Below are 13,033 nucleotides of genomic sequence, written 5' to 3'. Positions count from 1 at the left end.
AAATGGTTCAGTGGCTGCGTGCCACTACGTAGTCAGCCATGGCCCTCAGGGTGTCGGCTTCCGAGTCGAAGCTCTCCAGTGCGCTCAGAGCTTCATCAAGGAGTCGGGCCAGGTGCTGGCGAGCTCCCTCGATACCCAGTAATGCCGGATACGTGGGTTTTGCCCTGGCGGCATCAGAGCCCTGGCGTTTTCCGATGACCTCGGTGTCGCCCTCAATATCCAGAAGATCGTCCTGCACCTGAAACGCGAGCCCCAGTGCGCTGGCGTAATCCGTCAGGTTGCTCAACTGGCACTCGGTCACGGTTTCAGAGGTTAGTGCGCCCAGGCGAACACTGGCTTCGATCAGGGCGCCGGTTTTGTGCCGGTGCATGGTTTCCAGTTGCGCCACGCTCAGCTGTTGCCCCACGGATTCCAGATCAATGGCCTGACCGCCAACCATGCCTTGATGACCGCTGGCCCGGGCCAGCTCCGAGATCATGGTCACGCGTTGTCGATCTGACAACGCCGGCGCATCGGACAGCAACGCAAACGCCAGTGTTTGCAGTGCATCTCCGGCCAGAATGGCCGAAGCTTCGTCAAAGGCAATGTGAGCGGTCGGTCGGCCCCTGCGGAGATCGTCATCGTCCATGGCCGGTAAGTCATCGTGGACCAGGGAATAGGCGTGAATCAGTTCCAGGGCGCAGGCTGGCGCCAGGGCCGTGCTTTCGTCGCTGCCCATGGCTCGGGCGGCAGCCATGCACAGAGCCGGGCGCACTCGTTTGCCGCCGCCCAGAACGCTGTAACGCATGGTTTCCTGGAGCCGTTCTGAGGTGGCGTTGCGGGCAAGGCAGCGGTCCAGCTCCCGATCAACCTGGTGGCGGCACTGGTCCAGATAGGCCTCCGCCTGGCGGATGCGATGGTCCATCACTGCTCGTCGTCTGCTGAGAAAGGCCGGGTTTCCAGTGTGCCGTCACTGTTCTGCACCAGCTGCTCGACCCGCTGTTCGGCGGATTTCAGGGCACTCTGGCACTCCCGTGTCAGCTTGACGCCGCGCTCGAAAGCCGCCAGTGATTGTTCCAGGGACAGTTCGCCCTGTTCCAGGTCACGAACCAGTTGTTCCAGTTCGTTCAGGGATTTCTCAAAGTCGGCTATGGAAGCGCTGCTGGTGTTCTCGCCGGCCATGGGGCGACCTCCGGTCGGGTGTTTCGGAAATTGCGCGGATTATAACAGAGTCGGTTTGCTATCGCTGCCAGCTGAATTGCCGTTTTTCCAGGGCCTGGGCATTGGGTCCCCAGGATTGTTCTGTCACCCTGACTTCGCCCTGTGCGTCCAGTGTGACGATGGTAGTGGCCCGTGTGCCGTAGTCACTGCCGACAATGAACGGTGACGATAGAAATCGTTCGGTCTCAATGCCTACGCCAGTATCGGGAAGCATGGCGTCGGGCGCCGGGCTGGTGTCCTGAAGCAAAGGCAGGAGTTGGTTGTGCAAGTCCTCGGTACGGTGGCTCGCAGCTTCAACCACGGTGGCAAAGGCCTTTCTCAGGCGCAGCAGTTTCGGCCAGGGTGTCTGTAAAAGATGATTGCTAAGACCAAAGCTGCCTCGGAAGAGTTGGCGCCCCGGGTGCGCGTCGCGGTTGCTGTAATACCAGCCGCCGCGTTCTGTCAGAGACACCAGGTTAAATCCGGCGTACCGATCGGGTTCGCTGTTCAGAGCAGCGCCCAATACGCTGGCGGGTTCAGCCAGGGCACGAACGGGCAGCTCGCCGCGGCTGGAGCGACCGGTTTCCGGGCTACCCTCCCGCACATTGGTGACAGCGGCAACCTGACCGTTCGCGCTGATGGCCAGCCAGGTGCCGCCAGAAGCCAGGTCTCTCCCGGCCAGCAGATGCTGACCGCTGTCGGCCTGCCACCAGTCCATGGCGGCCGTGGGACGGCGGAAGAATTCATCCCGGTTGGCAGCAACCACCAGGGGAAAGCGGGGGTTCTGGCCGATGGCAAAAGCAATTAGGCACATGGGTGAACGGAATTCCTTGGATGCGTGGGCTGAAGTTGCTGGCATTCCTGCGTATCATACCAGCCTGATCTGAGCCGGGGTGGTCTGTAACCATGAGCATGATAGGCATCATCATACTGTATCTTTTATTGGGCGCACTGGCGGGCACCATGGCCGGTCTGTTTGGCATTGGTGGCGGACTGGTGATTGTGCCCGTGCTGATCTTCAGTTTCGGGCTACAGGGCATCAGCCCGGAGATTGCCGCCCATCTTGCGGTGGGTACGTCGTTGGCCACCATTGTGTTCACCTCCATCAGTTCCATCCGCACCCACCACCAGCATGGCGCGGTGCGCTGGGATCTGTTTCGCCCCATGACCGTTGGTATTGTGGTCGGTGCCGTGCTTGGTGCCTGGACCGCGGCCATGCTGAGCGGCCCGGTGCTGGAAACCATTATCGGGGTGTTTGTCATTCTGGTGGCACTGAAGATGATCCTCGAGGTCAATCCGAAGCCGGGGCGGGACGTTCCGGGCACCACCGGGCTGGGTGCTGCCGGCGGCATCATTGGCTGGGCGTCGGCTATCTTCGGTATTGGTGGCGGCACCCTGACCGTGCCCTATTTAAGCTGGTGCAACGTCAAAATGCAGCAGGCGGTGGCGACTTCGGCGGCCTGCGGCTTCCCGATTGCAATTGCGGGCGCCCTGGCCAATATCTGGACCGGCTGGCAGGATCCCCATCTGCCCGAGCTGAGTCTTGGTTTTATCTACCTGCCGGCGTTGGTGGGTGTGGTTGCCACCAGTGTGTTCTTTGCACGAATCGGCGCCGGGCTGGCCCATCGTCTGGATGGGCGTCTGCTCAAGCGCATCTTTGCCATTATGCTGGTTCTGGTTGGTTTACGGTTTCTTCTGAGCTGAGAGAGCATTCATGCTGCAACATCCACAGTTTGACCCGGTGGCGATCGCCCTTGGGCCGTTGAAAATCCACTGGTATGGCCTGACCTATCTGGTCGGGTTTGCCGCCGGCTGGTGGCTGGGCCGTCTTCGGTCCCGCAAGCCCTGGTCGCCACTGCAGGAAGAGCAGGTGGGTGATCTGCTGTTCTATATGGCCCTGGGTGTGATCCTCGGTGGCCGCTTTGGCTATGTAGTGTTTTACAACTTCGATGCCTTTATAGCGGACCCGCTCTGGTTGCTCCGGGTCTGGGAAGGCGGTATGTCTTTCCATGGCGGGTTGCTGGGGGTAATGCTGGCCATGTGGTGGTATGGCCGAAAAACCGGAGCCGGGTTCTGGAAAATTGCCGATTTTGTCGCGCCCTTGGTTCCGGTTGGGCTGGGTGCCGGGCGAATCGGAAATTTCATAAACGGCGAACTCTGGGGAAAACCGACAGACGTAGCCTGGGGCATGGTCTTTCCGCAGGCGCCAGACAGCCTTGCCAGGCACCCGTCGCAGTTATATCAGTTCGCGCTGGAAGGCGTACTCCTGTTCGTGATTCTCTGGTGGTTCTCCTCAAGGCCCCGCCCGAAAATGGCAGTGTCCGGCCTGTTTCTGGTGTGCTATGGCATCTTCCGTTTCCTGGTGGAGTTCGTTCGCCAGCCAGATCCACAGTTGGGTTACCTGGCCTTTGACTGGCTGACGATGGGGCAGGTGCTCTCTGCACCGATGATTGCCGCCGGCGCCGCCCTGATGTTCCTTGCTTATCGGAGAAACGTCCAATGAAAGCCTATCTCGATCTGATGCAGGATGTCGTCGATAACGGATTCGACAAAGGTGATCGCACCGGCGTGGGCACCCGCTCGGTGTTCGGCCGCCAGATGCGTTTCAATCTGCAGGACGGTTTCCCGCTGGTGACGACCAAGAAGGTCCACCTGCGCAGCATCATTTATGAACTATTGTGGTTCCTCAAGGGTTCCACCGACAACACCTGGCTGACAGAACGCAAAGTCAGCATCTGGAATGAGTGGGCACTGGAAAACGGCGATCTCGGTCCGATCTACGGCAAGCAGTGGCGCAGCTGGCAATGCCACGACGGCCGCGTGATTGACCAGATCAGCGAGGTGATCGAGCAGATTCGCACCAAGCCCAACTCCCGGCGCCTGATCGTCTCCGCCTGGAATCCGGCCGAGCTGCCGGACGAGTCCATCAGTCCGCAGGATAACGTGCGGGAGGGGCGTATGGCCCTGGCGCCTTGCCACTGTCTGTTTCAGTTCTATGTCGCCGACGGCAAGTTGTCTTGCCAGCTCTATCAGCGCAGCGCCGACCTGTTCCTGGGGGTGCCCTTCAATATTGCGTCCTATGCCTTGCTGACCCATATGATTGCGCAGCAGTGTGATCTGGATGTGGGGGAGTTTGTGCACACGTTTGGTGATTGCCACTTGTACCGGAATCACCTGACGGACGACATCGTATTCGAACAGCTCCGGCGTGAGCCCCGTGCGTTGCCGAAGCTGGTCATCAAACGTAAACCGGAATCCATCTTTGGCTACGAGCTGGAAGATTTCGAGTTCGAAGGTTACGACCCGTCCCCCGTGATCAAAGCCCCTATAGCAATTTGAGCAAGGAACCCGTTATGCGCAAGGCCCTCATCGTAGCTATGGCCCGAAACCGGGTGATCGGCCGGAATAACAAGCTGCCCTGGTATCTGCCAGGTGATCTGCGCTACTTCAAGCAGGCCACCATGGGCAAGCCCATTATCATGGGTAGAAAGACCTGGGACTCCATCGGCCGGCCTTTGCCCGGGCGGATGAACGTGGTGATTTCCAGAAATCCGGAATGGCAGGCGCCAGCCGGAACCGTTGCCGCAGCGTCGCTGAACGAAGCGTTGGTGAAAGCCGAAGCCCAGGCGGAGCTGGAAGGTGGTGATGAAGTGATGATTATTGGCGGAGGCCAGATCTATGCCGAAGCGCTGCCAATGGTTGACCGGATATACATCACCCAGGTGCACGCAGAGGTGGACGGAGATGCCTTCTTTCCGGAAGTGAACTGGGACGAGTGGGAAGAGATCGGGCGCGAAGATTTTTCTGCGTCTGACAACAATCCTTACGACTACAGCTTTGTCGTCTACCAGCGTAGCCGGTCAGAATGACCGGCTAGCCAATCAGGCCTCAGCGCGGCGCGCGCTTGGGGCCTTTTCCTGCAGGTTTGCCGCCCTTGCCGGCGGGCTTGCCACCTTTCGGCCCGCTCTTGCGGAAGCCGGGTTTGCCATCCTTGCTGAACTTCTTGCCAGGGCCGCCTTTGCGGAAACCGCCTTTGCCTGGTGGCGGGCCTTTACGGTCCCGGCGGGGCGCGGCGGAAATCTCCGGCAGTGCTTCCGGCTGTTCCAGCGGCAGAGAGTCTGGCTGGGAAGCTTCCAGCAGGCAAGCCATGGCGCCGGCGATGGCGGCCATGTCCATATCGTTACGCTCGGCGATCTCATCCAGCAGGGCGATGGCCTTGGCAGCGCGAGGATCGTCGGTGAAGCCCAGCAGTTGCGCCTCAAACTGCTCTACCCGCATTTTCTGCAGGGCGGCAGGTGACGGCAACTGGTAAGGTTCCATCGGGGAGTTGGTGGCCCGCTCCAGAGTGCGCAGCCAGCTGCGCTCACGCGGAGTCACCAGCAGGATAGCCTTGCCGGTACGGCCGGCACGGCCAGTACGGCCAACCCGGTGGATGTACGCCTCGGTGTCGTAGGGCACGTCGTAGTTGATAACGTGAGTAATCCGGGGCACGTCCAGACCACGGGCGGCGACGTCGGTGGCAATGATGATGTCTTTCTTGCCACGCTTGAGGTCTTCAACGGTCTGTTCGCGTTGGCGTTGGTTCAGGTCGCCGCTCAGGGGCGCCACAGCGTGGCCGCGTGCGGACAGTTTTTCTGCCAGCATGGTGGTTTCGGCCTTGGTGCGCACGAAAATGATCGAGGCGTCAAAAGGCTCAACTTCCAGAATGCGGGTCAGCGCATCCAGCTTGCGCTCGGCGTAGACCGGCAGCACAAACTGAGCGATGCGTTCAACCGTGCGGGTTTCGCTCTCGATTCTTACTTCGGTAGCGTTTTTCAGGTAAGTCTGGGCCACTTTCTTGATCTGTGGCGGCATGGTGGCCGAGAAGAGCGCGCGCTGGCAGGTGTCCGGCGTCTTCGCCAGGATGGCTTCCACGTCATCAATGAAGCCCATGCGCAGCATTTCGTCGGCTTCGTCCAGTACCAGTGCCTTCAGGCCGTCCAGCTTCAGGGTGCCCTTGCGCAGATGGTCGAGCATGCGGCCAGGTGTGCCCACAATAACCTGGGCGCCACGCTTGAGGCCGCGAATCTGTGGTGAGAAATCCTGGCCACCGTAAATTGGCAGAACATGAAAATTGCGGAACTTGCTGGCGTAGGTGGTGAACGCTTCCGCGACCTGAATCGCCAGCTCCCGGGTAGGGGCCAGCACCAGAATCTGTGGCTCGGCCACGTTAGCATCAATCCGGCTCAGCAATGGCAGGGCGAAGGCTGCGGTCTTGCCGGTGCCTGTCTGGGCGACGCCCAACAGGTGGTTGCCGGCCAGCAGAGCAGGGATGGATTGCGCCTGGATGGGCGACGGGGTTTCATAGCCAACGGCGGAGACGGCTTCCAGTACTGCTGGATCCAGCCCCAGTTCGGCAAAAGACAATTCTGACATGAATGTACTCGGTATTCGGAGGGTATCGCACTGCAAAGGCAATGCATGATTTTGGCGCATTATAGTCTGTTTGGGGTGGTTTTTATACGACTATTGCCAGGCAATCGATAGGTAGTTGCCGGGGCCGGCCTATTGTCAGGCTTCGACAAGTGGTGCAGTCTTACCGGTTTGCAGGCTAATGAACAGGATCTAAAACAAATGACGTTCGATGACCTTCTCGGTGATGTCCGGAATAACTGCGAAGTGGTGATACCGTCAGACTGGGGCCAGGGACGTGCCACGTTCGGCGGCCTGGTCGCGGCCCTGGTGTTTGAGGTGATGGCATCAAAAGTGGCGGATGATCGCGCCATGCGGGCTCTTCAGGTGTCTTTTGTCGGCCCCGTAGAGCCGGATGTGCCGGCCCGTGTTGAGGCCGAAGTCCTGCGTGAAGGCAAGGCAGTATCCCAGGTCCAGGGACGGATCCTTCAGAATGGCGAGCCCCGCCTTGTCTGTCTGGCCAGTTTCGGGGGAGACCGTGAGTCTGCTGTCCGAGTGGCGCCGACATCGGCGCCGGAAGCGGTGCCGGTAGAGCAATGTCAGTCACTTCCGTATATCCCGAAAGTGACGCCGGAGTTTACCCGTCATATCGAAATGCGCTGGGCGTTTGGCCATATGCCATTCTCCGGTAAGGGCGGGCGCGAAATGGGGGGCTGGATGAAGTTCCGGGAAGCCCCGGAGACTATGACCGACGCCCACATTGTTGCTCTGGTTGATGCCTGGCCACCGGCGCTGTTGCCGCATCTCAAAGGGCCGGCGCCAGCCAGTTCCCTGAGCTGGGCGCTGGAGATCGTCCATCCCAGGCCGGTCATGAAGCCGGATGACTGGCTGCTATATCGCGCAACCATCGACCAGGCCGGTGCCGGATATGGTCATACCCATGCCGGCATCTGGACTCCGGCCGGTGAACTGGTGGCCCTGAGCCGGCAAACGGTTACGGTATTCGGCTGAGTGAGGCGGGCCTGGCTATCAGGCCGCCATCTCGGCTTTGAGCGCGTCCAGAATGACCCGGGCAAACTGTCGGGGGGAATCTTCCTGCAGGAAGTGTCCGCCGTTGAGTGTGATATGGGGCTGGCCGAAGGCCCCGGGGATTCGCCGCTGCATGTAACGGTCGCCACCCCGGGTAATCGGGTCGCCACTGCTGAAGCAGGTGATAAACGGTTTGCGCCATTTCTCCAGCACGCGCCAGGCTTCCCGGTTGGCGGCGCTGGCCGGGTCGTTGGGCGAGGTTGGCACCAGGGCCGGGAACGCCCGGGCACCGGCTTTGTAATCCGGTGTCGGGAAGGGCGCCTCGTAGGCGGCTATTTCGGCCGGGCTGAGGGACCGTTCGGTACCAAGCTGGACGATCCGGCCTATCGGAAACCAGGGGCTATGGCTGGCAAACGCCTTCCAGAGTCTGAACACGACCGGTACCCGGTTGTCCCCCGTTGGCAGCATGCCGTTGCCGACAATGATCCGGCTGAACCGGCGATGATGCTCTGCCGCCAGCCTTAATCCCAACAGTGAGCCCCAGTTCTGACACACCAGTGTGACGTTGGTCAGGTCCAGTGTTTCAAGCCAGTGGGTCAGCCAGTTCATGTGGCTGTCATAACTGTAGTTGCTGACATCGGCGGGTTTGTCTGACTTGCCAAAACCAATCAGATCCGGCGCCAGAACCCGGTGGCCCGCTTCGGCGACAAGCGGAATCATGTGCCGGTAGAGATAGGACCAGGATGGCTCCCCGTGAAGCATTACCACTGGGGCCGCGTGGGCAGGGCCTTCGTCTACATAGTGCATCCGCAGGCCTGGCTCGACATCCAGGTAGTGTGCTGAAAAGGGGTAATCCGGGAGGCCTGCGAAGCGGGCTTCGTCGGTTCTCAGAATACGCATGCCATCGACTGTCCTGACTGAGTGGTTGCGTGATTATCGGTACGACAATCGTCGAAGGTCAGGATAAATCAGATGGGAATTTTGTGTGTTTGAGTTGCGTAACAGAGCGTTGCCGGTTTGAATCAGGATGCGATGTCAAACAGGCGTTCTGGGTTTTCCACCTGGGCCAGAGCCTCGTCGCAGCAGTTCACCGCGCCGCAGTCGTCCGCGGAGCACAGACCGATGGTGTTGCACTCAATGGCCTGATGGGCGTCGCCCTGGTTACGGAAAATTCTGGCACGAGAGAGAATGGAATGGCAATGCCCGCACAACAGGGTGGGCACGGCGCTCCCCTGGGCCAGGATGGCAGTGTAATGGTTGTTGTCTGTCATAGTTATCCTCCTGATCAGTTCACAGTAAGGGCGAAGTGTGACATTTCAAAGTCTGCCCGGGCCTGAGACCCACACTTCGGCTTCCGCATTTATACGTATCAGGCGTCAGGATCGACCAATGGCCGGCGATTGGAGCGCTTGTCGTCCCAGTCGAGTTGCTTGGGGTCGTACCAGCCGAGTCCGTCCAGAACCCGTTGGCGAGTGTATTCAGACAGCGTGGGCCAGAGCTCCTGGAAATCCTCCAGGCCACGATCTCGCAACCGTTGCTGCTTGCCACTCAGGCGGCTGATGGTTCTGGGCAGGTGCAGGGCCTCGCCCAACTGGCCGGGCACGAGTACCTCCTGGCCCATCACCTTGCGACGATGGGTACGGGCTGCCAGCACCTTCTGCAATTCCAGTGCGGCCTCGAGCGCGCTCTCCACGGTAAAGTTGTCTGCTTCCAACCACATAACCTGTATTGTTGGCTGATCGATAACCAACCACTATAACGCGAACCCCGCTACATTGGCCACGCTATCGTGGTAGTCTGCTTTCCCTATCGGCCCCGATGGGCATGTTCTGGACAGGAATTGTTTAACTATGTACGCAAAACTTGAAACACGGACTTTTCTGGCGATGCTGCTCGGTGTGTCGCTTGCGTTCATTCTGTTGATGAAGCCGTTCTTTGGCCCGATCTTCTGGGCGGTGGCCATTGCTCTTATTTTCCATCCGGTGCAGCAGTTGCTGGTACGCAGACTTGGCGACCGGCCGACATTGAACGCGCTGATCACGCTGTTCGTGTGCATGGTGATCGTGGTGATTCCGGTCCTGGTACTGGGCGCGGCGCTGATTGCGGAAGGAATGGGGATCTACCAGAAGATCCAGGCCGGAGAGATCCGGCCGGGGGAATACATTGATCAGGTTAACCAGTCGTTTCCTGCCATCCAGGCCTTTCTGGCCCAGTTTGACATCAACTTTGCGGATCTGAGGGACCGCGCCGTTAATGCCTTTCTTGGGGGGAGCCAGTTTCTGGCCAAGCAGGCCCTGGGCATCGGGCAGAACACCTTTCAGTTCTTTCTGGGGCTGGCTCTGATGGTTTACCTGGCCTTTTTCCTGATCCGTGATGGCCAGAAACTGATAGAGCTGATGATTCGCGCCTTGCCGCTGGGTGATGAGCGTGAGCGTCTGTTGTTTGCCAAATTCGCGGAAGTCACCCGTGCCACGGTCAAGGGTAACCTGCTGATCGCCATCATTCAGGGAGCGCTCGGTGGCATGATTTTCTGGATACTGGGCATTACCGGAGCCTTGCTGTGGGGGGTGGTCATGGCCATCGTCTCATTGCTGCCAGCCGTCGGGGCTGCGATTGTCTGGGTGCCGGCGGCTATCTATCTGGCTGCCGTGGGGGACATTGTGCCGGCCATCATTCTGACCGCCTATGGGGTAGTGGTGATTGGTCTGGCGGATAACCTGCTCCGGCCTGTGCTGGTAGGGCGGGACACCAAAATGCCGGACTATCTCGTGCTTTTGTCCACCCTGGGCGGCATTGTTATGTTCGGCATCAATGGTTTTGTCATGGGGCCGCTGGTGGCGGCGCTTTTCATGGCATTCTGGGGCATTTTTATCCGTGAATTTGGCCAGTATCACTATGCCGATCCGGCAAATCCCGAGAATGGTCCGGCCCGCGAAGATTAAATTATGTTATGGTCTAGGAAGCGCTGATACGTAGAGGAAGGCGCCACACTATAAAAACAGAACAGCAGATGTCACAGAGATATCCAGGAGTAGATCAGGTGAGAACCATGAAAACAGTCACCCGTCACATCGGCAGGACTGCGCTGGCGGTCGGAACGGTCGCCCTGCTGGGTCTGGCACCCGTTGCCCAGGCCAATGAAGTGGTCGCGCTCAAGCACGCGCTTTATGGTGCCGGTTACGACATCACCAATGTCAGCCCGAGCATGGATGACAAAACCCGGGCGGAACTGACCCGCTTCCAGAAGGACAACGGCCTTGAGGCAACCGGTATCCTGAACGAGGAAACCGAGCGGGCTCTGGGGTTGATCACCGTGCAGCAGGCGGCCGCTGATGCAGGCCAGTCTGCACCGGCCGCAACTGCGCAGGCGGCACCCGCGGAATCGGCTCCGGCTGAGACCGAGTCTTCTGCCGATGACACCATCGAAGAAGACGAAGATGGTGGCTGGTCGCTCTGGTAAACGCCAGGCCCCGGATAAAAAAAGCCCGCCAGGAAAATACCTAGCGGGCTTTTTTGTGGTCCAGACTCAGTCCAGCTTGCTCAAATCCCGAACCGCACCTTTATCGGCACTGGTGGCCAGCAATGCGTAGGCTTTGAGGGCGGCGGATACCTTCCGGTCTCTCGGTAGCTCCGGTTTCCAGCCCCTGGCGTCGCGTGCTTCCCGTCGCTGTGCCAGTTCTTCCTTACTGACCTGAACATTGATAGATCGGTTGGGGATGTCGATCAAAATGGTATCGCCATCCTCAATCAGACCAATCGCGCCACCGGCAGCAGCTTCCGGCGAAGCATGGCCGATGGAGAGCCCTGACGTGCCGCCGGAGAACCGGCCGTCAGTCAGCAGTGCACAGTCCTTGCCCAGCCCCTTGGATTTCAGGTAGCTGGTCGGGTAGAGCATTTCCTGCATTCCTGGACCGCCTTTGGGCCCTTCGTAGCGAATGATCATCACATCACCGGCCTTGACCTCGTCACCCAGAATGCCGGCCACGGCGGAATCCTGGCTTTCGAAGACCCTGGCCTTGCCCTCGAAGACGTAGATGCTTTCATCAACGCCTGCGGTTTTCACTACGCAGCCATCCTGGGCGATATTGCCATACAGTACGGCCAGACCGCCTTCTGAAGAATAAGCGTGTTCCACGGAGCGAATGCAGCCGTCTTCACGGTCACCGTCGAGGCTTGGCCAGCGGGTGCTCTGGCTGAATGCCGTCTGAGTCGGAATACCAGCGGGGCCAGCTTTGTAGAATTCGATCACTTCGGGTGTTGGTGAGCGCATGATGTCCCAGGTTTCCAGGGCTTCGCGCATAGTTTTGCTGTGGGTCGTGGGCAGGTCGACATTGATCAGGCCGCCGCGTTCCAGTTCACCCAGAATACCCATGATGCCGCCGGCGCGGTGCACGTCTTCCATGTGGTACTTGGGAGAGTTGGGGGCGACTTTGCAAAGCTGAGGGACCTTGCGGGACAAGCGATCGATGTCGGCCATGGAGAATTCAACACCGCCTTCCTGGGCCGCCGCCAACAGGTGCAGGATGGTGTTGGTGGAGCCGCCCATGGCAATGTCCATGGTCATGGCGTTCTCGAATGCTTCCACGGAGGCGATGCTGCGCGGCAGAACGCTGGCATCGTTCTGCTCGTAATAGCGTCTGGCATTCTCCACAATCTGGCGACCGGCTTTCAGGAACAGCTGTTCCCGGTCGGCGTGGGTGGCCAGCATAGAGCCGTTACCGGGCAGGGCCAGGCCGATGGCTTCGGTCAGGCAGTTCATGGAATTGGCGGTGAACATGCCGGAGCAGGAACCGCACGTGGGGCAAGCGCTGCGTTCGTATTCCTCGACCATCTCATCGGTCGCCGTTGGATCGGCGGCGATGACCATGGCATCCACCAGGTCGAGCTTGTGTTCAGATAGCTTGGTTTTTCCGGCTTCCATCGGGCCGCCGGAAACAAAAATGGTGGGAATGTTCAGGCGCATGGCGGCCATTAGCATACCCGGGGTAATCTTGTCGCAATTGGAGATGCACACCAGCGCATCGGCGCAGTGGGCGTTGACCATGTATTCCACCGAGTCGGCGATGATTTCCCGCGACGGCAGGGAGTAAAGCATGCCATCGTGCCCCATGGCGATACCATCATCCACAGCAATGGTGTTGAACTCTTTGGCAACACCGCCGGCCGCTTCGATCTCGCGGCAAACCAGCTGGCCCAGGTCTTTCAGGTGAACGTGCCCGGGCACAAACTGGGTAAAGGAGTTGGCAACGGCGATGATGGGTTTGCCGAAGTCCTCGTTCTTCATGCCGGTGGCACGCCAAAGGGCGCGGGCACCGGCCATATTGCGGCCGGCGGTAGAAGTGTGGGAACGATACTGGGGCATGGTAGGCGGTTCTCTCCCTAGGTTATCGGATAAAGTGAAAGACCAGAGGATAACAGATTCGACGCCGCTCGC

General features: G+C 59.5%; 15 protein-coding genes. 7 read left to right on the top strand and 8 right to left on the bottom strand.

The window, feature by feature from the left end; translation table 11 throughout:
- Nucleotides 1-7: 7 nt before the first annotated feature.
- From ispA to ACSSVV_RS07020, 3 genes are read right to left on the bottom strand one after another with little or no spacing between them, the layout of a single operon-like run.
- A complete protein-coding gene (gene ispA, locus ACSSVV_RS07030) occupies nucleotides 8-904 on the bottom strand; it encodes a (2E,6E)-farnesyl diphosphate synthase (protein ID WP_011785896.1) in 897 nt (298 codons plus the stop codon).
- A complete protein-coding gene (locus ACSSVV_RS07025) occupies nucleotides 904-1,161 on the bottom strand; it encodes an exodeoxyribonuclease VII small subunit (RefSeq protein WP_011785895.1) in 258 nt (85 codons plus the stop codon). Before ACSSVV_RS07025 ends, ispA begins: the two co-directional genes overlap by 1 nt.
- A 58-nt stretch (nucleotides 1,162-1,219) precedes the next feature.
- A complete protein-coding gene (locus tag ACSSVV_RS07020; RefSeq protein WP_014420647.1) occupies nucleotides 1,220-1,993 on the bottom strand; it encodes an NRDE family protein in 774 nt (257 codons plus the stop codon).
- 92 nt (nucleotides 1,994-2,085) lie between these two features.
- On the opposite strand from ACSSVV_RS07020, the gene ACSSVV_RS07015 reads away from it, so the two are divergent.
- The 4 genes from ACSSVV_RS07015 to ACSSVV_RS07000 are packed head-to-tail and all read left to right on the top strand — an operon-like array spanning nucleotide 2,086 to nucleotide 5,048.
- Nucleotides 2,086-2,883: a sulfite exporter TauE/SafE family protein gene (locus ACSSVV_RS07015; RefSeq protein ID WP_023011441.1), complete on the top strand. Its 798-nt coding sequence runs from the start codon at nucleotides 2,086-2,088 to the stop codon at nucleotides 2,881-2,883.
- 10 nt (nucleotides 2,884-2,893) lie between these two features.
- Entirely contained in the window at nucleotides 2,894-3,682 is a 789-nt protein-coding gene (lgt, locus tag ACSSVV_RS07010) for a prolipoprotein diacylglyceryl transferase (protein WP_011785892.1), read from the top strand.
- Nucleotides 3,679-4,518 carry a thymidylate synthase gene (locus ACSSVV_RS07005; protein ID WP_022991978.1) on the top strand — a complete coding sequence of 280 codons (840 nt, stop codon included), beginning with the start codon at nucleotides 3,679-3,681 and terminating at the stop codon, nucleotides 4,516-4,518. The genes lgt and ACSSVV_RS07005 overlap by 4 nt, the downstream gene beginning before the upstream one ends.
- 14 nt (nucleotides 4,519-4,532) lie before the next feature.
- Nucleotides 4,533-5,048, top strand: coding sequence for a dihydrofolate reductase (locus ACSSVV_RS07000; RefSeq protein ID WP_014420650.1), 516 nt, complete (start codon nucleotides 4,533-4,535; stop codon nucleotides 5,046-5,048).
- Nucleotides 5,049-5,067: 19 nt separating this feature from the next.
- Here the strand turns inward: ACSSVV_RS07000 and ACSSVV_RS06995 are convergent, their stop codons facing one another.
- Entirely contained in the window at nucleotides 5,068-6,594 is a 1,527-nt protein-coding gene (locus tag ACSSVV_RS06995; protein WP_022991977.1) for a DEAD/DEAH box helicase, read from the bottom strand.
- 198 nt (nucleotides 6,595-6,792) lie between these two features.
- Between ACSSVV_RS06995 and ACSSVV_RS06990 the strand changes: the two genes are divergently transcribed.
- The gene (locus ACSSVV_RS06990; protein WP_023011443.1) at nucleotides 6,793-7,581 is read left to right on the top strand and encodes an acyl-CoA thioesterase; all 789 of its coding nucleotides are present in this window, start codon (nucleotides 6,793-6,795) and stop codon (nucleotides 7,579-7,581) included.
- Between the two features lie 18 nt (nucleotides 7,582-7,599).
- Here ACSSVV_RS06990 and ACSSVV_RS06985 read toward each other — a convergent pair whose 3' ends face one another.
- From ACSSVV_RS06985 to ACSSVV_RS06975, 3 genes are all read right to left on the bottom strand, one after another.
- Entirely contained in the window at nucleotides 7,600-8,499 is a 900-nt protein-coding gene (locus ACSSVV_RS06985; protein WP_011785887.1) for a haloalkane dehalogenase, read from the bottom strand.
- Between the two features lie 122 nt (nucleotides 8,500-8,621).
- The gene (locus ACSSVV_RS06980) at nucleotides 8,622-8,870 is read right to left on the bottom strand and encodes a hypothetical protein (protein WP_011785886.1); all 249 of its coding nucleotides are present in this window, start codon (nucleotides 8,868-8,870) and stop codon (nucleotides 8,622-8,624) included.
- A 98-nt stretch (nucleotides 8,871-8,968) separates the two neighbouring features.
- On the bottom strand, nucleotides 8,969-9,319 hold the full coding sequence (locus tag ACSSVV_RS06975) for a hypothetical protein (protein WP_011785885.1): 351 nt from the start codon (nucleotides 9,317-9,319) through the stop codon (nucleotides 8,969-8,971).
- A 130-nt stretch (nucleotides 9,320-9,449) separates the two neighbouring features.
- Here ACSSVV_RS06975 and ACSSVV_RS06970 point away from each other — a divergent pair, with 130 nt between their 5' ends.
- Both ACSSVV_RS06970 and ACSSVV_RS06965 read left to right on the top strand, forming a co-directional pair.
- A complete protein-coding gene (locus ACSSVV_RS06970; RefSeq protein ID WP_011785884.1) occupies nucleotides 9,450-10,541 on the top strand; it encodes an AI-2E family transporter in 1,092 nt (363 codons plus the stop codon).
- A 107-nt stretch (nucleotides 10,542-10,648) separates the two neighbouring features.
- Nucleotides 10,649-11,059 (top strand): peptidoglycan-binding domain-containing protein, encoded by a 411-nt coding sequence (locus tag ACSSVV_RS06965; RefSeq protein ID WP_011785883.1) that lies wholly within the window; start codon nucleotides 10,649-10,651, stop codon nucleotides 11,057-11,059.
- A 66-nt stretch (nucleotides 11,060-11,125) separates the two neighbouring features.
- On the opposite strand, the gene ilvD is transcribed toward ACSSVV_RS06965, so the two are convergent.
- Nucleotides 11,126-12,961: a dihydroxy-acid dehydratase gene (gene ilvD / locus ACSSVV_RS06960; RefSeq protein ID WP_454105774.1), complete on the bottom strand. Its 1,836-nt coding sequence runs from the start codon at nucleotides 12,959-12,961 to the stop codon at nucleotides 11,126-11,128.
- Between the last annotated feature and the right edge of the window lie 72 nt (nucleotides 12,962-13,033).

Source organism: Marinobacter sp. MBR-105 (genome assembly GCF_053628895.1).
Note: the sequence above shows the minus strand (reverse complement) of the source record. Positions and strands in the feature narration are given on the sequence as shown.